The organism is Lentzea aerocolonigenes (genome assembly GCF_000974445.1).
In the GTDB taxonomy this organism is placed as follows: domain Bacteria; phylum Actinomycetota; class Actinomycetes; order Mycobacteriales; family Pseudonocardiaceae; genus Lentzea; species Lentzea aerocolonigenes.
Map to the genome: position 1 here is coordinate 1 of NZ_BBOJ01000029.1, position 18712 is coordinate 18712.

The 18712-nt window shown below is 67.9% G+C and carries 19 protein-coding genes; 14 read left to right on the plus strand and 5 right to left on the minus strand.

The features are described 5' to 3' along the window. On the plus strand, positions 1–717 hold a 717-nt coding region (locus AOM45_RS42010), incomplete at its 5' end, for an IS701 family transposase (RefSeq protein WP_156249768.1). 126 nt (positions 718–843) lie between these two features. Here the strand turns inward: AOM45_RS42010 and AOM45_RS53270 are convergent. Beyond that, positions 844–1383, minus strand: coding sequence for an MOSC domain-containing protein (locus AOM45_RS53270; protein WP_030474276.1), 540 nt, complete (start codon positions 1381–1383; stop codon positions 844–846). 244 nt (positions 1384–1627) lie between these two features. Between AOM45_RS53270 and AOM45_RS42020 the strand changes: the two genes are divergently transcribed. The 8 genes from AOM45_RS42020 to AOM45_RS42055 all read left to right on the plus strand — a co-directional run bounded on the left by AOM45_RS42020 (position 1628) and on the right by AOM45_RS42055 (position 9626). Beyond that, positions 1628–2623, plus strand: coding sequence for a LacI family DNA-binding transcriptional regulator (locus AOM45_RS42020; protein ID WP_030474275.1), 996 nt, complete (start codon positions 1628–1630; stop codon positions 2621–2623). 107 nt (positions 2624–2730) lie between these two features. Next, positions 2731–4371, plus strand: a complete 1641-nt coding sequence (locus AOM45_RS42025; protein WP_030474274.1) for an ABC transporter substrate-binding protein — start codon at positions 2731–2733, stop codon at positions 4369–4371. Then, positions 4368–5291: an ABC transporter ATP-binding protein gene (locus AOM45_RS42030; protein WP_051784879.1), complete on the plus strand. Its 924-nt coding sequence runs from the start codon at positions 4368–4370 to the stop codon at positions 5289–5291. The genes AOM45_RS42025 and AOM45_RS42030 overlap by 4 nt, the downstream gene beginning before the upstream one ends. Then, positions 5288–6268 (plus strand): ABC transporter permease, encoded by a 981-nt coding sequence (locus AOM45_RS42035; RefSeq protein ID WP_030474272.1) that lies wholly within the window; start codon positions 5288–5290, stop codon positions 6266–6268. Before AOM45_RS42030 ends, AOM45_RS42035 begins: the two co-directional genes overlap by 4 nt. 6 nt (positions 6269–6274) lie before the next feature. After that, positions 6275–7093, plus strand: coding sequence for an ABC transporter permease (locus AOM45_RS42040; RefSeq protein WP_236704031.1), 819 nt, complete (start codon positions 6275–6277; stop codon positions 7091–7093). After that, positions 7090–8079, plus strand: coding sequence for an ABC transporter ATP-binding protein (locus AOM45_RS42045; protein WP_051784878.1), 990 nt, complete (start codon positions 7090–7092; stop codon positions 8077–8079). The genes AOM45_RS42040 and AOM45_RS42045 overlap by 4 nt, the downstream gene beginning before the upstream one ends. Positions 8080–8163: 84 nt before the next feature. Further along, positions 8164–9417, plus strand: a complete 1254-nt coding sequence (locus AOM45_RS42050; protein ID WP_035914240.1) for a lysine N(6)-hydroxylase/L-ornithine N(5)-oxygenase family protein — start codon at positions 8164–8166, stop codon at positions 9415–9417. Between the two features lie 14 nt (positions 9418–9431). Next, positions 9432–9626, plus strand: a complete 195-nt coding sequence (locus AOM45_RS42055) for an MbtH family protein (RefSeq protein WP_030474268.1) — start codon at positions 9432–9434, stop codon at positions 9624–9626. On the opposite strand, the gene AOM45_RS42060 is transcribed toward AOM45_RS42055, so the two are convergent. After that, the gene (locus tag AOM45_RS42060; protein ID WP_030474267.1) at positions 9616–10296 is read right to left on the minus strand and encodes an SDR family oxidoreductase; all 681 of its coding nucleotides are present in this window, start codon (positions 10294–10296) and stop codon (positions 9616–9618) included. The genes AOM45_RS42055 and AOM45_RS42060 overlap by 11 nt on opposite strands. After that, on the minus strand, positions 10293–11111 hold the full coding sequence (locus tag AOM45_RS42065) for a DMT family protein (RefSeq protein ID WP_051784877.1): 819 nt from the start codon (positions 11109–11111) through the stop codon (positions 10293–10295). The genes AOM45_RS42060 and AOM45_RS42065 overlap by 4 nt, the downstream gene beginning before the upstream one ends. 64 nt (positions 11112–11175) lie before the next feature. Between AOM45_RS42065 and AOM45_RS42070 the strand changes: the two genes are divergently transcribed. Genes AOM45_RS42070 through AOM45_RS42080 form a run of 3 tightly spaced genes read left to right on the plus strand, consistent with a single transcriptional unit; the run spans position 11176 to position 13072 of the window. Beyond that, complete coding sequence (locus AOM45_RS42070; protein ID WP_030474265.1) at positions 11176–11541, plus strand: GntR family transcriptional regulator; 366 nt, start codon at positions 11176–11178, stop codon at positions 11539–11541. Beyond that, the gene (locus AOM45_RS42075; RefSeq protein ID WP_030474264.1) at positions 11541–12416 is read left to right on the plus strand and encodes an ATP-binding cassette domain-containing protein; all 876 of its coding nucleotides are present in this window, start codon (positions 11541–11543) and stop codon (positions 12414–12416) included. The genes AOM45_RS42070 and AOM45_RS42075 overlap by 1 nt, the downstream gene beginning before the upstream one ends. After that, the gene (locus AOM45_RS42080; protein WP_059362972.1) at positions 12413–13072 is read left to right on the plus strand and encodes a hypothetical protein; all 660 of its coding nucleotides are present in this window, start codon (positions 12413–12415) and stop codon (positions 13070–13072) included. Before AOM45_RS42075 ends, AOM45_RS42080 begins: the two co-directional genes overlap by 4 nt. 747 nt (positions 13073–13819) lie before the next feature. On the opposite strand, the gene AOM45_RS42085 is transcribed toward AOM45_RS42080, so the two are convergent. Continuing rightward, the gene (locus AOM45_RS42085) at positions 13820–15013 is read right to left on the minus strand and encodes an HNH endonuclease signature motif containing protein (RefSeq protein WP_059362974.1); all 1194 of its coding nucleotides are present in this window, start codon (positions 15011–15013) and stop codon (positions 13820–13822) included. A gap of 482 nt (positions 15014–15495) precedes the next feature. On the opposite strand from AOM45_RS42085, the gene AOM45_RS51445 reads away from it, so the two are divergent. Further along, positions 15496–15699: a hypothetical protein gene (locus tag AOM45_RS51445; protein WP_030468691.1), complete on the plus strand. Its 204-nt coding sequence runs from the start codon at positions 15496–15498 to the stop codon at positions 15697–15699. On the opposite strand, the gene AOM45_RS42090 is transcribed toward AOM45_RS51445, so the two are convergent. Next, positions 15683–17611: an endo-beta-N-acetylglucosaminidase gene (locus AOM45_RS42090; RefSeq protein ID WP_030468692.1), complete on the minus strand. Its 1929-nt coding sequence runs from the start codon at positions 17609–17611 to the stop codon at positions 15683–15685. The two genes, AOM45_RS51445 and AOM45_RS42090, sit on opposite strands and share 17 nt — an antisense overlap. Before the next feature lie 232 nt (positions 17612–17843). On the opposite strand from AOM45_RS42090, the gene AOM45_RS42095 reads away from it, so the two are divergent. Further along, positions 17844–18683, plus strand: coding sequence for a poly(ethylene terephthalate) hydrolase family protein (locus AOM45_RS42095; RefSeq protein WP_030468693.1), 840 nt, complete (start codon positions 17844–17846; stop codon positions 18681–18683). The last annotated feature ends 29 nt before the right edge of the window (positions 18684–18712 follow it).

Sequence of the window (18712 nt, forward strand, 5' to 3'; positions counted from 1 at the left end):
GGACATCGTCCGAAGTGGACGCTGGCTGTCGAGATGCTCGACGAACTCGCCGAACAGGGGTTGCGGCCGCCCGTGCTGGTCGCGGACGCCGGTTACGGTGACAACGGCCAGTTCCGCGCCGCGCTCGACGAGCGGGACATCGCCTACAGCGTGCAGCTCAAAGGCGAGGCCCTGGCGCACACCAGCGAGGCGGTTCCCGCCGTGCGGGAATGGTCCGGGACGGGCCGGTGCGGCCGCCGGCCCGCTGACACGCCCGTCTACCCGGACGAGCCGGTCAGCCTGGCCCGGCACGTGGCCGCCGCTGGCCGCGAAGCCGCACTCACCGTCACCTGGCGCGAAGGCAGCAAAGGCGCACTGTCCTCACAGTTCGTGTTCCTGCGAGTCCGGCCCGCCGGGCATCGCGTCCCCCGCGACCTCGACGACGGCATCCTGCCCGAGCGGTGGCTGATCGCCCAATGGCCCGACGACGAACCCGAACCAGTCACCTACTGGCTCTCCAGCCTCCCAGCCGACACCAGCCACACCGACCTCATCCGCTACGCCAAGATCCGCTGGCGGATCGAACACGACTACCGCGAACTCAAGACCGGCCTGGGCCTGGACCACTTCGAGGGCCGCTCCTGGCAGGGCTGGCACCGCCACGTCACCCTGGTCACGGCGGCGCACCTGTTCCTCACCTTGCTGCGAGCAGACCCAAAAGCGGCTGCGCCGGCCTGACCCTCTACAAGGTCGTCCGCGAACTGCAACTACTCCTCGCGACCTGGACCGGCGTCTGCCTGACCTGCCACCAAACCGTGAAACCGCTACGCCACAACAACTACCGACTAACCTAACAAAGCACTACTAGACCCTGTCCAACGGCTTGTGCGGCTCTGGCGGCAGCTCCACCCGGATCTCGTCGCCAGGACGCACCACACCGCCCACCAGCACGACGGACATGATCCCCGCGCGCCGGACCAGCTCGCCGTCCGGCCCCTTGCCCACGACCTCCCTGAGCAGGCCCTTCGAGAACCCGTCGATCTGCAGGCACGGGTTGCGCAGCCCGGTCACCTCGACCACGGCCTCGGAACCCAGGTGCAGCAACGTTCCCGTGGGCAGGCCGAGCAGGTCGACGCCCCGCGTGGTGACGTTCTCGCCGATCTCGCCTGGTTCGACCTCGAAGCCCTTGTCCCGCAGCTCGTCGAAGAGCTCGGCGTGCATCAGGTGCACCTGGCGGAGGTTCGGCTGGGTCGGGTCCTGCGCGACCCGCGACCGGTGCTTCACCGTGACGCCCTGGTGGACGTCGCCCTCGACACCGAGACCGGCGAGCAGCGTGATGCTCTCCCGCACGGGCTTGGTGAACGTGTACTCCTCGCTGCGGCTGACCGCTGTCACAACCCCCATGCCACCGATTGTGCACGATCAACCGGACGGCCCTGGCTGCTCCGTTCGGCGCAGCCGTACCGGGAAGAGCTTGCAACGTTCTTGATCGGGCGGTACCTGCGGCGATGAGCGCGGCCGTGGAAACGCTCCCACGAACTTCCGGAAAGAGTCTTGACTAAAGCTCGCGTCAGGCTGTTGACTCCGTCACACCTCAGCGGAACCGGTACCGAAACCGGTTTCAGAGGCGGCGGAAAGGAAGTTCGGCATGCGTGTCACGATCGCGGAGGTCGCCCAACGCGCCCAGGTGTCCAAAGCGACCGTGTCACGTGTGCTGAACGGCAAGCCGGACGTCGACGCCTCCACCGCGCAGCGGGTTCGCAAGGTCATCGACGAGATCGGGTACGTGCCCAGCGCGCGTGCCGTCGGCCTGGCACGGGGCCGCACCCGCACGGTCGCGATGCTCGCGCCATCGCTGACCTGGCCGTGGATGGGTGAGGTCCTGCAGGGCATCGTCGACACGCTCGAGGCCGACGGGTACGGGCTGCTGCTCTACACGCTGAACCGCGGGCCCGAGTCGCTGAACCAGTTCGCGAACCACGTGTCCGCCAACGCGTTCGACGGGCTGCTGGTGGTCGAGCCGCCGGACGCCCTGCACTACATCTCCACGCTCTACCGGGCGGGGCTGCCGGTCGTCATGATCGACGATCGCGGCTCGCACCCGGAGTTCCCTTCGGTGACGACGACGAACCGGCAGGGAGGCGCGGATGTCGCACGGCATCTCGTCGCGGCCGGTCGCCGCAGGTTCGCCGTCGTCACCGGACCACCGCACTTCGGGTGCACGCAGGCGAGGCTGGACGGGTTCCGGCTCGCTTTGGCGGAAGCGGGCTTGACGCTGCACCCGGACCTCGTGGTCGACGGCGACTTCACCACGGAAGGTGGTGAAGTCGCCGTCGACAAGCTCGTCGCCAGTGGCATCCCGTTCGACGCCGTGTTCGCGCAGAACGACCTCTCGGCGGTCGGGGTGCTGCGGGCGCTGCGGGAAGCAGGCAGGACCGTCCCCGGCGACGTGTCCGTGGTCGGCTTCGACGACGTCCCGGTCGCGGGACACACCGAACCCCGGCTGACGACGATCCGCCAGCCGCTGCAGGAGATGGGCGCCGCCGCCGCGCGGATGCTGCTCTCCACGCTCGAGGGACAGCCGATGCCCGACCACCCGCTGGTGCTGCCCACCTCGTTGATCGTGCGCGAATCCGCGCCCTGACCCACCACAACTGAACGGACACGCCAGGCCGTCGCACGCGGTCTGGCGAGTTCGCCGTGCCGTGTACGAGAGCGCTCTCATACACCGTCGTATCGGGAGATCACCCCATGCGCAGAACAGTCATCGTCGCGTTGGCCCTGGCGCTCGCGGCGACAGGTTGCTCCTCCGGTGGTGCCACGAAGGCTGCCGGGGTGTTGACCGTGGGCATGCCCAACGGACCGTTGACCGAGAACCACAACCCGTTCCTGCCCACGTCGGCGGCGGGTTCGCTCGGCTACCGCTACGTGATCTACGAGCCGCTCGCGTTCGTGAACAACACGCGGCCCGCCCAGGAGCCCGTGCCGTGGCTCGCGACGAAGTGGGACTGGACCGACAACTACAAGAAGATCACCTTCACGATCCGGGAGAACGTGAAGTGGTCCGACGGCAAGCCGCTCACGGCCGCTGACGTCGCCTTCTCGTACGAGATCCTGAAGAAGTGGCCGGCGCTCAACAACCGCGACTCGCTCAAGGTCGAGACCGCGACGGCGACGCCGGACGGCAAGGTCGAGGTCACGTTCGGCTCGCCGCAGTTCGTGAACCGCAACAAGGTCATCAGCGCGATGGTCGTGCCCCAGCACATCTGGAGCACCGTGCCGGACCCGACGACCTACACCAACCCGAACCCGGTCGGCACCGGCCCGTACCAGGTGAAGTCGTTCACCTCGCAGACCGTCACGGTGGCGCGGCGGGCCGAGTACTGGAAGGAACTGCCGAAGGTCCCGGAGATCCAGTACACCTCGTACAACGACAACACGGCGCAGACCACCGCGCTGGCGTCCGGCGCGAGCCAGTGGTCGTACGTCTTCATCCCCGACTACCAGAAGCTCTACGTCGACAAGGACCCGAAGAACCACAAGCTGTGGTTCCCGGCCGGTCTCGGCATCCACGGCCTGTGGCTGAACACGACCGTCGCGCCGTTCGACAACCCGGCTCTGCGCGCGGCGATGAGCGACGTGATCGACCGCGAGGCGATCTTCGTCAAGGGTGAGGCGAAGCTCTTCCCGAAGCTCGAGTCGAAGACCGGCATGCCTTTGCCCGCCGGTGACTCGTTCCTCGCGCCCGAGTACAAGGACGCCAAGTTCAAGATCGACGTCGACGGTGCGAAGCAGAAGCTGACCGCGGCCGGCTTCAAGTTCGAGGGCGACGTGCTCAAGGCGCCCGACGGCAAGCCCGTCACGATCGAGCTCACCAACCCGTCCGGCTGGTCCGACTACCTGACCGTGCTCGACATCATCAAGGGCGACCTGAAGAAGATCGGCATCGAGGCGACCGTGCGCACGCAGACCGCGGACGCGTGGACGACCGACTTCGCCAACGGCGCGTTCCAGGGCTCCCTGCGCTGGACCAACACCGGCGCCACGCCGTACGAGATGTACCAGAACATCATGGACGGCGCGGAGATCAAGCCGATCGGGCAGACCGCCGCGGTCAACTTCGGCCGCTACAACAACCCCGAGGCCACGGCCGCGCTCGCCGAGTACGCGAACGCCGCCGACGACGCGGGACGGGCCAAGAGCCTCGCGGTGCTGCAGAAGATCATGGTCGAGCAGGTGCCGATGATCCCGACCTCCGCCGGTCCGATCGGTGCGGAGTACAGCACGAAGAGCTGGGTCGGCTGGCCGTCCGAGGAGGACCCGTACGGTCCGCCGCAGGCCACGCTGCCGAACGCGCTGCAGATCGTCATGAAGTTGACGCCGGCGTCATGACGGTGTCCGACAAAGACAGGTCGGTCGCGCTGGAAGCGAAGGGTCTGGTCAAGACCTACAAGCGCGTGCGCGCGGTGCAGGACGTCTCCATCGTCCTGCGCCGCGGGCGCGTGACCGCCCTCGTCGGCGAATCGGGATCGGGGAAGTCGACGGTGGCGAAGCTGCTGGCGCGGCTGGTGGAGCCCACCGAGGGGGAGATCCTGCTGGACGGCAGGAAGGTGCGACGGGTCCGGGAGTACCGGCGCAAGGTCCAGATGGTGTTCCAGGACCCGTTCGCATCGCTCAACCCGATCCACACGATCCGCTACCACCTGACCCGGCCGTTGAAGATCCACAAGCGGCCGGAGACGCCGGAGGAGCTCCTGGAGCGGGTGCACCTGCCCGCCGACTTCCTCTCGCGGTACCCGCACGAGCTCTCGGGTGGTCAGCGGCAGCGCGTGGCGATCGCGCGAGCGCTCGCGGCCCACCCCGAGGTGCTGCTCGCCGACGAACCGGTGTCCATGTTGGACGTCTCGATCCGGCTCGGTGTGCTCAACCTGTTGCTGGACCTCAAGGAACGGCTCAAGCTCGCGGTCCTCTACATCACGCACGACATCGCGTCGGCGCGCTACTTCGCGGACGAGACGTTCGTGATGTACGGCGGGCAGATCGTCGAGGGCGGCGACAGCGAGTCCGTGACGCAGCGGCCGGCGCACCCGTACACGCAGCTGCTCATCGAGTCCGCGCCCGATCCGGAACGGTCGGTGGTCGCGCTGGACGCCCCGCCGGAGGAGGTCGCGGCGGTGTCCACGGGCTGCCGGTTCGCGCCGCGCTGCCCGAAGGTGCAGTCGCGCTGCTGGACGGAGGCGCCACCGCGCACCGAGGTCGACTCCTACGGGCACTGGGCGGCCTGCTGGTTGTACGGGGAGGCGGCGGCATGACGTTCCTGTTGCGCCGCGCCGCCTTCTACCTCGTGACGCTGTGGGCGGCGATCACGGCGAACTTCCTGCTGCCGCGCCTGCTGCCGGGCGACCCGGTGCAAGCGATGATCACCAAGCTCGGCGGGCGGTTGAACAGCGATGCGATGGCGTCGCTGTACATCCTGTTCGGGCTGGACGAGAAGAAGTCGATCTGGGCGCAGTACGTCGACTACTGGGGTGCATTGCTGCGCGGCGACCTCGGCTTGTCGTTCACGTTCTTCCCGACGCCGGTGGCCGACGTGCTCTCGCAGTCGTTGCCGTGGACGCTCGGGCTGGTCGGCGTGACCACGGTCATCGCGTTCCTGCTGGGCACCCTGATGGGCGTCTACGCGGGGTGGAAGCGCGGTTCGTGGATGGACTCGCTCATTCCGGTGACGACGTTCCTGTCGTCGATCCCGTACTTCTGGCTCGGGCTGATCGCGATCTCGGTGTTCTCCGTGACGTTCCCGCTGCTGCCCGCGTCCGGCGGGTACGCGGCCGGGCTCGTGCCGGAGTGGTCCGGTGAGTTCATCGGCAGCGTCCTGGAGCACGCGGTCCTGCCCGGCGTCACGATCGTCGTGAGCTCGGTGGCCGGCTGGATCCTGGGCATGCGCAACATGATGGTGACCGTCACGGCCGAGGACTACGTGCTGGTCGCGCGGGCGAAGGGCCTGTCGCAGCGGCGCATCATGTTCGCCTACGCCGCCCGCAACGCCGTCCTGCCGTCGATCTCGGGTTTCGCGCTGTCGCTGGGTTTCATCGTCGGCGGCGCGTTGCTGGTGGAGATGGTGTTCTCCTATCCGGGCCTCGGTTACGTGCTGTTCCAGGGCATCGGAGCGAAGGACTACCCGTTGATGCAGGGCGTGTTCCTGGTGATCACCTTGGCGGTGCTGGTGGCGAACCTGCTCGCGGACGTCGGCTACCTGCTGCTCGACCCGCGCACGCGACGGGAGGGCTGATCCCCGGTGAACTTCAAGACCAGGCTGGGCCTCGGGATTCTGGCCTTCTTCACGCTGATCGCGGTCGTCGGCTCGTGGATCGCGCCCTACGGCCCGTCCGCGATGAGCGACGACCTGTTGTCGCCGCCGTCGGGCGCGCACTGGTTCGGCACCACCACGACCGGGCAGGACATCTTCTCCCAGGTGCTCGTCGGCACCAGGGGAGTGATGGTCGTCGGGCTGGTCTGCGGTGTGCTGGCGACGTTCCTGTCGATCCTGGTCGGCGTGACCGCCGGGTTCCTCGGCGGCGCGGCCGACGAGGCGTTGTCCATGCTGTCCAACGTCTTCCTGGTGATCCCGGCGCTGCCCCTGATCATCATCGTGGCCTCGATGCTGCCGTCGGCCGACACCGTGCTGATCGCGGCGGTGATCTCGCTGACCGCGTGGGCGTGGGGTGCTCGGGTGCTGCGCGCGCAGACGATGTCGTTGCGGCGCCGCGACTTCGTGGAGGCGGCACGGGCGTCCGGCGAACGGACGTGGCGCATCATCGTGTTCGAGGTGCTGCCGAACCTCGTGGCCGTCATCGCGTCCGGGTTCGTCGGCACGGTGATCTTCGCGGTCATGCTCCAGATCACCCTGTCGTTCGTCGGCGTCGTGTCGCTGTCGACCTGGAACTGGGGCACGATCCTGTTCTGGGCGCAGAGCAACCAGGCGCTCGGCCAGGGCGCGTGGTGGTGGTTCGTCCCCGCCGGCCTGTGCATCGCTTTGCTGGGCACCGCGCTTGCTTTGATCAACTTCGGGATCGACGAGTACGCGAATCCCCGGCTGCGGAAGGTGCGCGCATGAGCCCGGTGCTGGAGATCCGCGACCTCTCGGTCGACTACGGCTCGTTGCGGGCCGTGCACGACGTTTCTCTCACCTTGAACGCCGGCGAGGTGCTCGGCCTGGCGGGGGAGAGCGGCAGCGGCAAGTCCACGCTGGCCTACGCCGCGACCCGCCTGCTCCAGCCACCGGGACGGGTGCCGTCCGGCGAGGTGCTGTTCAAGGGCCACGACCTGCTCTCGTTGACCGAGAAGCAGCTCCAGGTGCTGCGCTGGAACGAGATCGCGATCGTGTTCCAGGGCGCCATGAACGCGCTGAACCCGGTGATCTCGGTCGGCACGCAGATCGACGACGTGCTGCGCACGCACCGGCCGTCGATGTCGCGGCCGGAGCGGGCGGCTCGTGGCCGTGAGCTGCTGTCGCTGGTGGGCATCCCGGTCGACCGGCTGTCGTCGTACCCGCACCAGCTCTCCGGCGGCATGCGGCAGCGCGTGATGATCGCGATGGCGCTCGCGCTCGAACCCGAGATCGTGATCATGGACGAGCCGACCACCGCGCTGGACGTGGTGGTGCAGCGGCAGATCCTCGGTCAGATGATGAGGCTGCGGGAGACGCTGGGCTTCTCCATCGTCTTCATCACGCACGACATCTCGCTGCTGGTCGAGTTCTCCGACCGCATCGCGATCATGTACGGCGGCCGGGTCGTCGAGGAGGCGCCGGCGTCGGAGATCTACCGCGCGGCCAAGCACCCGTACAGCCAGGGATTGCTGTCGTCGTTCCCGGCCCTGCGCGGCCCGCGGCGTGAGCTCCGGGGCATTCCCGGATCGCCACCGGACCTGCGTTCGATGCCGGCGGGGTGTCCGTTCCACCCGCGTTGTCCGTCCGCGATGGACGTGTGCGGCGAGCGGATGCCTGCGCTGGAACCGGTCGGGGAACGACGTCGCGTCGCCTGCTGGTTGGAGGGTGTGCATGGGCTCGACACCGACTCGAACGGCGCTCCAGCGGTGTAGATCACGTCCGAACGCACTAGCTAAGGTATGCCTTAGTTAAGTTAGGGTTGCTTTACGCCGCCCTGGTGCTCGGAGAGGATCGCGATGGAACCGGTGTTGGACCTGGCCGGCATCGGCTTTGGGCCGTCGAACCTCGCTCTCGCGATCGCGGTCGAGGAGCACGCGCTGCCCGTTCGCGCGCGGTTCTTCGAGAGGCAGGCCCGGTTCGGGTGGCACCGCGGGATGTTGCTCGAGGACGCGACCATGCAGGTGTCGTTCCTCAAGGACCTGGTCACGCTGCGCAACCCCACGAGCACGTTCAGCTTTCTCTGCTACCTGCGCGAGCGCGGGCGGCTGATCGACTTCGTCAACCACAAGAACCTCTTTCCGCTGCGCAGGGAGTTCCACGACTACTTCGAGTGGGCGGCCGAGCGCGTCTCGCACCACGTGTCGTACGGCGCCGAGGTCGGCGCGATCGGCGTCCGCGGTGACGGGTTCGAGTTCGCCGCCGGCACCGAGGTCGTCAGGGCGCGCAACCTGGTGCTCGCGACGGGGCTCGAGGCGAACCTGCCGGACGGCGTCGCTCCCGGTGAGCGGATCTGGCACAACAAGGACCTGCTCCACGGCGTGGAGACCCTGAAGGACGTGCGGCAGGTCGTCGTGGTCGGCGCCGGGCAGAGCGCGGCGGAGACCGTGGCGTTCTTCCACGAGCGGTTTCCCGGGGCCGTGGTGCACGGCGTCTTCGCGCGTTACGGGTACAGCCCCGCCGATGACAGCTCGTTCGCGAACCGGATCTTCGACCCCGCCGCGGTGGACGACTTCTACGCCGCGCCGGAGGACGTCAAGCGCAGGCTGATGGGCTACCACGCCAACACGAACTACGGCGTGGTCGACCAGGACCTGATCGAGGAGCTGTACCGGCGCGTCTACCGGGAGAAGGTGCTCGGGCAGCAGAGGTTGTTGCTGCACAAGACGTCTCGGCTCACGGACGTCGGTTCCGACGGCTCGTGCGTGATCGAGTCGCTCGCGGACGGTTCGCGCGTGCCGGTCGACGCCGACGTGATCGTGTACGCGACGGGGTACCGGCCGGCGGACCCGGCGCGGCTGCTCGGGGAGCTCGCCGGTGCGTGCGAGCGCGACGAGCACGGCCGGTTGAAGGTGACCCGCGACTACCGCCTGGTCATGAACGAGGACGTCCGCGGCGGGATTTACCTGCAGGGCGGTACTGAGCACACGCACGGCATCACGTCTTCGCTGCTGTCGAACACGGCCGTGCGGGTTGGCGAGATTCTCGACTCGATCCTGCGGCGGCCGGTGGCCGTGGCGGAGGCGATGTCGGAGCTCGAAGCAGTCAAGTGAGGAGAGGGCCTGTCATGACCAACCCGTTCGAGGATCCGCAGGGACGTTTCTTCGTGCTGGTCAACGAGGAGCAGCAGCACTCGCTGTGGCCGACGTTCGCTGAGGTGCCCGCCGGGTGGACGAAGGTCTTCGGCGAGGAGAGCCGCGACGCGTGCCTGGCGTACGTCGAGGAGAACTGGACCGACCTGCGGCCGGCGTCTATCCGGTGAGGTAGTCCTCGAACGTCCGCTTGCCGACCGCGCGGTCCGGGGTGAGGTTCCCGCCCGCGCGGTAGGCGCGGTACGTCGCTCCCGGCACCTTCACCGGCAGCAGTTTGCGGGTCTTTCCCGTTGCGGCCAGGTAGCTGCGGGCGAAGTCGACTGCCTCGCGGACTTCGGGGCCGCCCATCTCCGGGGCGATGCCCGCGGGCGCGGCTTGGGCCAGCGCGGCCAGTTCCAGGCCGACCTCTGCCTCGTCGATCGGCTGGAAGCGGAAGCCCGGCACCGGCATGAGCGGCAGTTTCGACGCGCTGTCGAACATCCTGCGCAGCAACGAGTGGAACTGCGTGGCGCGCAGGACGGTGTGCGGCACGCCGGAAGAGATGATCAGCCGCTCGGTCGCGTGCTTCTGCTTGTAGTAGGGCAGCGGGACCTCGTTGCAGCCGACGATCGAGATGTACACGAGGTGGGCGGGCCTGGCCGCGAGGACGGCGCGCGCCATGGCGACCTCGTGCCGGAACGACGTTGCGCAGTGCACCACGACGTCTGCTCTGAGCGCGCCCAGACCCTTGCCGCGCAACAGATCCGTGCCGGTCGAGCGGGAGACGGGTCGGGCGCCGGGCAGCGCGGCCACCACGTGCCTGCCGAGGGAGCCGGTACCTCCCGTGACGACGAAGCTCATGCACTCACCCTGGCACGGTAGTAGTGCGCCAGCACGACGGTTCCCGTCACGGCGGCGATCGCGCTGACCACCAGGCCGGCCTGGGTCAGGCCGCTCATGCCCGTGCCCTCGCCCAGCAGCTTGATGCCGATCCACGCCGCGACGATCGGGTTGACCACGGTCTGACCGGCCACGACGAGGTCGGGTGGACCGGCGGCGTAACCGAGCTGGATGAACCAGGCCCCCGTCAGGAAGGCGATGGCCAAGCCCGCCAACGAGATCCACTCGATCTTCGGCAGCGCGGTCGCGACGTCTCTGACCAGCACGGCGACCAGCCCGTACGTGATGCCGGCACCCACCGCGAGTGCGAGGGCCTTGACGGCGTCCGACGTGAACGTCGCCACGACCACGCACACGAGCACGGCCGCGACCACGAGCTGCCCCGCCTGCAACGCCACTTTCGGCGACACGTCGGTCGGCACCGCCGAACCCGCCGTGATCGACACGAACACCACGATCCCCGCCGTCGCCACCAGCACCGCCGACGCGAGCAGTCCGCTGAACCGTCGCGCCCGAGCCACGGCGATGATCGGGATGGCGAGCGCGTTCAACGGCGCGACCACCGACACCGGGGCCAGTGCCAGCGCGACGATCTGCAGGACCGCGCACGCGAGCAGCACCAGGAACCCGTAGACCCACCGGCGTGACGACATCAGCCGGTACGCCGAAGTCAGCTTCAGATCGGGAAGTTCCCGCACCCCGGCGTGCTGCCACATCGCACCGAGCGCGCTGCACCCGGCCGCGAGCGCCGCGCACAGGATCGCGATCCCGACCACGTGCGCATCCTACGCCGACACTGCTATGGTTCATTACATGAGTAACGAACCCAGGAAGTGAGCCGTGTTCGACGACCGGAGCCCGATCTACCGCCAGATCGCCGACCGGATCAAGGCGGACGTGCTCAGCGGGGTGCTGAAGGCGGACGAGCAGGTCATGTCGACCAACCAGTACGCCGCCTACTACCGGATCAACCCGGCCACGGCGGCGAAGGCGTTCCAGCAGCTGGTGGACGAACGGGTGCTCTACAAGAAGAGGGGGATCGGGATGTTCGTGAGCGCGCAGGCTCGCGACATGCTGCGGGCACAGGGCAGGGAGAACTTCTTCGGCGAGGTCGTGGACCCCATGGTCGCGGAGGCGCGCGCCATCGGCATTCCCCTCGCCGACGTCATCCGCCGCATCGAGCAGCACCAGCAGGGGGACATGTGATGCGCGTCGACGTGCAGGGCTTAACGCTGCGTTATGGCGACGTCACGGCCGTGGACGACATGAGTTTCTCGTTGTCCGGCAACAAGATCTACGGACTGCTCGGCCGCAACGGCTCGGGCAAGACCAGCCTGATGTCGGCACTGGCCGGCTACCGCAAGCCTTCAGGATCCGTTCAGCTCGACGGCGAACCGGTGTTCGAGAACGCCGCCGCGATGCGCCAGGTCTGCCTGGTCCGGCACACGGCCGACGCGGCGGACAAGGGCGACAAGGTCTCGTACGTCCTCGAGTACGGCGCGGCCTGGCGCGACACGTGGGACAACCCGTACGCGCTGGAACTGGTCGAGCTGTTCAAGATCCCGTTGAAGAGCAAGGTCGGCGAACTCTCGCTGGGCCAACGATCCGCACTCGGCGTGGTGATCGGCCTGGCCAGCCGCTCGCCGCTGACGATGCTCGACGAGTCACACCTGGGCATGGACACGCCGACCAGGTACGCGTTCTACGACGCGCTGCTCACCGACTTCATGGCGCACCCGCGAACCATCATCATCTCCACCCACCTCATCGAGGAACTGGCGTCACTGCTGGAAGAGGTGGTGATCATCGACGGCGGTCGCCTGGTGCTGCAGGAGGAGGCCGACGTGCTGCGGTCGCGTGGCACCGAGGTCACCGGAAACGCTGCTGACGTGGACGAGTTCACCGCGGGCCTGACCGTGCTCAGCTCGAAGTCGTTGGGGCGCAGCAAGTCTGCGATGGTCTATGGAGGCTTGGACGACGGGCAGTTCGTGCGGGCGCGTCAGCTCGGGCTGGAGTTGGGGCCGATCGCGTTGCAGGACCTGTTCGTGCACCTCACCGAACCGGTCGGAGGGAAGCGGTGAAGGTCTTCCGTTTGCTGACCCGGACGCTGGTGACGTTCTGCGCTGTGGTCGCGGCTTGTGCCTTCGTGTTGGTCATCGTGCTCACGTTCGTCGTTTCCGGTTTTCGGGACGTGACGATCAGCGGGTGGAACGTTCTGGGGTCCCAGGTCGCGCGCTGGTTCCTGTTCTGGGCGGGCATCTACGTCGTCCACAACACGCTCCCGATCGCCATCGCACACGGGCGGACGCGCCGCGAGTTCCTGAGCGCTGCCACCGGGTTCTCGGTGGTGCTGGCGGTCGCGATGAGCTTGATCGTGTGGGTCGGGTTCGTGGTCGAGGGCGGGATCTACTCGGCCATGGGGTGGAAGGCCGATCCGCACGGTTCCGTTGTCGCCTACTTCCTGATGTTCCTGGTGTGGTGCGCGGTGGGGATGTTCTGCGCGGCGGCGTTCGACCGGTTCGGCGCTGCCGGGGTGTTTTCGGTGCCGGTCGGGTTGATGCTCGTGATGGTCACGACCGCGGGAATCCCTGGGGCGGGGAACTTGCCGTTCGTGCCCGACCTGCCGTCGTTGATGGGGGCCGGGTGGCACCTGGTGTCGGTGGTGGCGTTCGCGGGTGCGGTGCTGGGGACCTGGGTGGTGGCTCGGGACATGCCTGTTCGGGTGCGGACGTTGTGAGTTTGGGGCCGGGTGGCTTGCGTTGGGGCTTGCGTTGGGGCTTGCGCGGGTCGGCTGTGCGTTGGGGTTTGCGGGTCGGCTTTTGTGGTTTGGCGCGGGTTCCAGCGGGGTGGTCGCCTTTGCTGGTGTGGTCGCCTTGTGTTGGTGGGCGCGTGGGTCGTATGACGGGCCGGGTCATTTCATCGCCGCTTCGCGACGATTGCGATTGGGGCTTGACTTCGGGGCCCTTGCGAGGCGCACATCGGCCTTAAAAAGCCGGGCATAAGGAGCCCGGCCGATCCAACCAGCATAGCACCTCGCACCCAAAGTCAAGCCCCAATCGCAGTCGTGCGTGGTTGTGTTTGTTGTTCGGCTCGCCTCATTACCGGTTTCCTGCGTTCGCATTGCCCTGTCCGGCTCGGCTTCGCCATCGCGGTTGTTGGGTGCTCGGCTTCGCCGTCGTGGCTTTTGTAGCGGGAGGTTCGACTCGGCTACGCCATTGCCGTTGGCCTTCGGCTTCGGGTTCCACTTCGGGGGATTGGCTGCGATGGATGTGCCTCGCGGGTTCGGCTGCGCGGGATTCGTTCTCAGAATTAGCCTCGCGGGTTACCTTCATGGAATTGCGTCCATGCGGCAGGAGCAGCGCGCGACACGGGTAGCGCAACGGGAGGAAGAAGCGGCCTCCACCCGCGCAGCCGTCGGCCAGTCGGCGTTCGTGGGGTGCCTGCCCGTAGTCAGGCGGCCTTCATCGGCACCGCCCGGCCGTGGTTAGGCGGTGTTGATCGGGTTGCGTCTGGGTTTGCGGAGCGGGTCGAGCCAGTCGGGTGCGTAGAAGGTCGGGATGCCGTTGACCAGCTTGACGTTCCACTTGCTCTGGTGGATGAGCGTGTGGTGGTGACGGCAGAGCAGCACGGCGTTGTCGACGGAGGTATCGCCTCCGTTGGCCCAGTGGTGGATGTGGTGGGCGTCGCAGTGTCTGGGTGGCCTGCCGCAGCCCGGGAACGCGCAGCCCCGATCCCTCGCGACCAGAGTCCGACGGATTCCTGCCGGGAAGGTGCGGGTCTTGCGGCCGATGTCCATCGGCTGACCCTGACTGCCCAGCAGCAGCGGGATGACGCCCGCATTGCACGCCAACTGACGCACCTGCTCGGCCAGGATGTGATCGCCGTTGTCCAACATGCCCTGCCCGACCCGCTCGGCGAGATCCTCGTGCCGCATCGTCACAGTCAGGGTGACCGGCTCGCCGCCGTGCTCGGGCAGCTGGTCGGCGCGCAGCATCAAATCGACCAGATCAGCCAGCGCATCGCCCTCGCGTTCGGAGCGGCTGCGCGCGTCTGGGCCCTGGCCGGTGTCCGGACGGGGCTTGGCCAGCGGATCCAGCAGTGCCTCGTACTTCGCACCGGTGACCTTGTCCAGCTTGGCCCGGATCTCCAGCCGCCCGTTCTTCCACTGCATCAAGTGCTGGTTGGTCGGCGGCGCGGGCTCGGGGTCACGCGGCTCCGGGTCGTTCTGGAAGAGGCTGTACGCGAGTTTCTTGCCCAGGCCACGGACCGTGACGGGCTCGAAGTCACGCGCGTACCCCACCACCGTGGCCTCCTGCTCAGCAGGCACGGTCTCCATGACCGCCGCGACCGCCGCCACGTGCTCGACCGACAGCGCGCCCTCGGCCACCGCCGCCGCCGTCAGCGGAAGCTTGGGGGCGAGTTCACTGCCGGTCGGGGTGATCTCGTTGGTCAGCAGGGCGGCGTTGTCGATCCACCGCTTGGCGACGTGAATGTCCCAGCGGACGACGTGCCGCAACACCTTCGGCAAATCCTTGTAGCCGAGCTCGCTCGCGGCTCCGCGCCGATCCAATTCGGCGACGATCTGCAACGCGGCATTCTCACGAACCCGGATTTCCGTCACCTCGTCGACGAGACTGCGGAGCAGCTCGTCGGTGGAGAGGAGGCGGGTTTCGATCACGTGTCTAATCTACCGCAAGATCACGAACAGATAACGGGTAAAGCCGCACACGATAGGGTGAACCAGCGATGGCGAAGCCGAGCCGAATCGGGCAATGCGAACGCGGGCAACCGGTAATGAGGTGAGCCGAACAACCGAACGCAACCACGCACGCTTGCGATTGGGGCTTGACTTTGGGTGCGAGGTGCTAGCCTTTTCGGATCGGGCGGGTGCGGAGCATCCGACCTTTTCCGCCCGACACAGCGCCTCGCAAGGGCCCCGAAGTCAAGCCCCAATCGCAATCGTCGCGAAGCGGCGATGAAATGACCCGGCTCGTCATACGACCCACGAAACCACCAACGCAAGGCGACATGGCAACAAAAGGTGACCCCTCCGCTGGAACCCGCGCCGAACCACCCCAAGCCGACCCGCGCCCACGATCACCGCAGAGGCCGCCAGCTCCGCCGTCCGTTGGCGCTCCATCGGCGGCGGTCGGTGGGTGGGTGATTGCGGCGCCCGCTGAGCGCACGACCTCCAGCGACCCGGTGAGGTGGGCGTGCGCGAACTGGTTCAGGGCGTCCAGGCTGGTGGATGCCGGCCGATCTCCGCGTCCGTTGGCGGTCGGCGGCGACTGGCCCGGCTCGCCTGGGGCCGGGGCGCAGCTGCCGCAGGACGTGGTGCTGGACCACGTCAGGATGTACCGGTGAGGGCGATGTGCGCGGGCGGTGAGACGTCGAACGCCTCGCTGACGGCCTCGACCTCGATCTGCGCGGTCTCGCCGGAGGTCAACGGGATCGCGGGCACGAAGTACGCGTCGTTCGTCGTGCCACCGAGGAATATCCGCTCGGAACCGGTCCACTTGTAGACCCGGTACTGCCGGACGGCTCCGGGTGCGCGCGTCCAGGTGAGCCGTGCCGACACCGTGGTGGCGTTGGTGCGGCTCACCTGCTCGGCCTGTACGGCGGACGGTGCCGCGGGTGGCGTCATGACGGGGGTGGTGACGCCGATCCGGCCGATCGACGCGGTCACCGGGCCGCCGGGCAGCACTCGCAGCGAGATCTCGGTCAGTGTCCCGCCGGAGTGCTCGCCGAGCGGGAACACGCTGCGCCGCCACGCACCGGAGACGCCGCCGAGGTCCAGGACCTGCTCCGCGGCTCCGAACCGCAGCACGGCCTGGAGTCGCGACGGTCCGGTGCCGGTGCGGTGGACGATCTCGAACTGGCTGGCGCCGGTCAGCTTCAGCGACGTGGCGAACAGTCGGATGTCGTTGGCGGACAGGGGAGTGCCGGTGATCTTCAGTGCCGTGCCGCCGTCGTACGGGTCGTCCCAGTCGAGCGACGGCACGACCTTCGTGCCGGTACCGGTGATGCTCCAGCGCCACGTCGGCAGCACGTCCTGCAACGACAGGTTGTTCCAGGCCTGGGTCGAACGCACGGCACCGCCCACCGCGAACTTCTTGCCGTGCCCGGTGTTGAAGTTCGTCACGAACGGCAGGGAGGTGATCGGCGTCAGCTCGGTGACGTAGTGCGCGATGCCCTTCCACGCGGCGGTGGAGGTCGTGTTCGACGGGTCACCGTTCGGGCCGACCCAGAACCTGTTGTCCCGCGCGTAGAAGTCGGCGGGGCTCGACGCGGACTTGAACGTCCACTCCGGACGGTAGAAGCCGAGCGACGTGGTGTGCGGCTTGCCCTCCGGGAAGACCGAGGCCCAGCCGACGCTCGTGTTGTAGCCGTTCGCCTCCACGTCCACACCGGACGCCAGGTCGTAGGGGCTGCGTCCCATCTGCCGCGCCAGGGCCGCCGAGTTCGCGAGACCCTGTGTGCTCCACCAGAAGTTCAGGAACATCTCGTCCGACTGCTCGAAGAACATCCGGTTCCGCGCGGTCAACGCGTTCTGCCACGAGACGCTTCCGCTGTCGGTCATCGCGTCGTACCAGATGATCCGCAGCCCGCTCTTGCGCAGGTAGACGATGAAGTCGCGCATGTCCGCGGCGAGCTGGGCGTTGCCGCCGGCGGTCTCCTGGTTGAGGAACCAGCCGTCGAACCCGTAGGACCGGGCGACCTGGATCATCTTGTCCGCCACCGGGAACCGGTCGCCGTCGCGCCGGACGAAGTCGCGGACCCACTGGATCTGGCCGCCGTACGCGGTGGGCGGCAGGAAGACGTTGCCGATCACGCGCACGCCGTTGCGGTGCGCCGCGTCGGTGACGGTCGGGTTCGGCGCGAGGATCAGGCCCTCGGACGCCGACCCGCCCCAGAACACCAGCTCGTCGATGTACTGCCAGTAGTTCGTGGCGTAGTAGTTCATGTCGAGCGAGCCCTGCGCCGGGTTGTTGCTCGTCGGCGCGTAGGCCACCAGCGCTTGCACCCGCGCCTCGCCGGTGTGGGCGTGCGCGTTGGCCGGTCGCGCCGGGACCACTCTGCGGGCCAACGGCACGGTGCTGCGGTTGTACCGGGCGTCCCGGTCCGTCAGCGGATCCCAGTCGAGAATGGTCGCCGGGTGCCAGTACGACGCGTACGGCTGGGCGGTGGCGTCAGCGGCGGACGCGGGAGTCTCGGGCAGCAGACTGGTGAGAGCTGCCGTCGAGCTCAGAACGAGGAACTGTCTCCGAGTGGGCACGTGATCACCCTCGTGGGCCGTCCGATTCACCGCATACCGCCGCTGCGGTGACTGAACAGGACGACAACGCCGGAGTCTGCTGCGCTGGGTAACCGGGTGACTTTCTGTCGAACGGCGTCGAAATGTCCCGGTAACCATCCGAGTGGCCGAACCGCCGCGAGGCTACTGGGCGGTAGCGTGTGGCTCGCCGTCGCTTTTGGTTCCCCTGCAACCAATTGAGGTGTACATCGTCGTGCGCATCAAAACCGTGCTTGCGGCGCTCGTTCTGGCGCTGATCCCTGCCACCGCCCCCGCCGTCGCCACCGCGGCGGCCAATCCCTACGAACGCGGCCCCGCACCCACGGCCGCATCTGTCGAGGCCTCCCGTGGCACGTTCGCCGTCACGTCGGCCGCCGTCGCCCGCCAGTCGAACTTCGGCGGCGGCACCGTCTACACACCGACCAGTGATCTCACGTTCGGCGCTGTCGCCATCTCACCGGGCTTCACCGCCACCCAGACGTCCGTCGCGCACTTCGGTCCGCGGCTCGCGTCCTACGGGTTCGTGGTGATCACCATCAACACCCTGTCCGGCTGGGACGACCCCGACAGCCGTGGTCGTCAGCTGCTGGCGGCACTGGACTACGTGGTCCGCACCAACCCGCGCGTCGACGCCTCGCGCCTCGCCGTGATGGGGCACTCGATGGGCGGTGGCGGAGCGTTGCGCGCCGCCGCGTCACGTCCGGCCCTGCAGGCCTCGATCCCGATGGCCGGCTGGCACACCACCAAGAACTGGTCGACCGTCCAGGTGCCCACCATGCTGGTCGGCGGCCAGAGCGACCCCACCGCTCCCGACTCGCAGCACTCGCTGCCGTTCTACAACTCGATCACGGCCGCACCCGACAAGGCCTTCGTCGAGCTGCGCGGTGGCGACCACTCCGATCCCCGCAGCGACAACGCCACGGTCCGCAAGTACACGCTGTCGTGGCTCAAGCGGTTCGTCGACGACGACCTGCGCTACGACCAGTTCCTGTGCCCGGCGCCCGCGCCGAACACGCTCATCTCGGCGTACCTGGACACCTGTCCGCACGCCTGATCCGTGACGGGGTGCTGTGCCGGCGTGCG

Excerpts from the sequence above, each read along its gene's own strand:
- AOM45_RS42025 (WP_030474274.1), top strand. The coding sequence starts at position 2,731 with ATGCGCAGAACAGTCATCGTCGCGTTGGCCCTGGCGCTCGCGGCGACA.
- AOM45_RS42055 (WP_030474268.1), top strand. The coding sequence starts at position 9,432 with ATGACCAACCCGTTCGAGGATCCGCAGGGACGTTTCTTCGTGCTGGTC.
- AOM45_RS42030 (WP_051784879.1), top strand. The coding sequence starts at position 4,368 with ATGACGGTGTCCGACAAAGACAGGTCGGTCGCGCTGGAAGCGAAGGGT.
- AOM45_RS53270 (WP_030474276.1), bottom strand. The coding sequence starts at position 1,383 with ATGGGGGTTGTGACAGCGGTCAGCCGCAGCGAGGAGTACACGTTCACC.
- AOM45_RS42020 (WP_030474275.1), top strand. The coding sequence starts at position 1,628 with ATGCGTGTCACGATCGCGGAGGTCGCCCAACGCGCCCAGGTGTCCAAA.
- AOM45_RS42060 (WP_030474267.1), bottom strand. The coding sequence starts at position 10,296 with ATGAGCTTCGTCGTCACGGGAGGTACCGGCTCCCTCGGCAGGCACGTG.
- AOM45_RS42075 (WP_030474264.1), top strand. The coding sequence starts at position 11,541 with ATGCGCGTCGACGTGCAGGGCTTAACGCTGCGTTATGGCGACGTCACG.
- AOM45_RS42035 (WP_030474272.1), top strand. The coding sequence starts at position 5,288 with ATGACGTTCCTGTTGCGCCGCGCCGCCTTCTACCTCGTGACGCTGTGG.
- AOM45_RS42050 (WP_035914240.1), top strand. The coding sequence starts at position 8,164 with ATGGAACCGGTGTTGGACCTGGCCGGCATCGGCTTTGGGCCGTCGAAC.
- AOM45_RS42045 (WP_051784878.1), top strand. The coding sequence starts at position 7,090 with ATGAGCCCGGTGCTGGAGATCCGCGACCTCTCGGTCGACTACGGCTCG.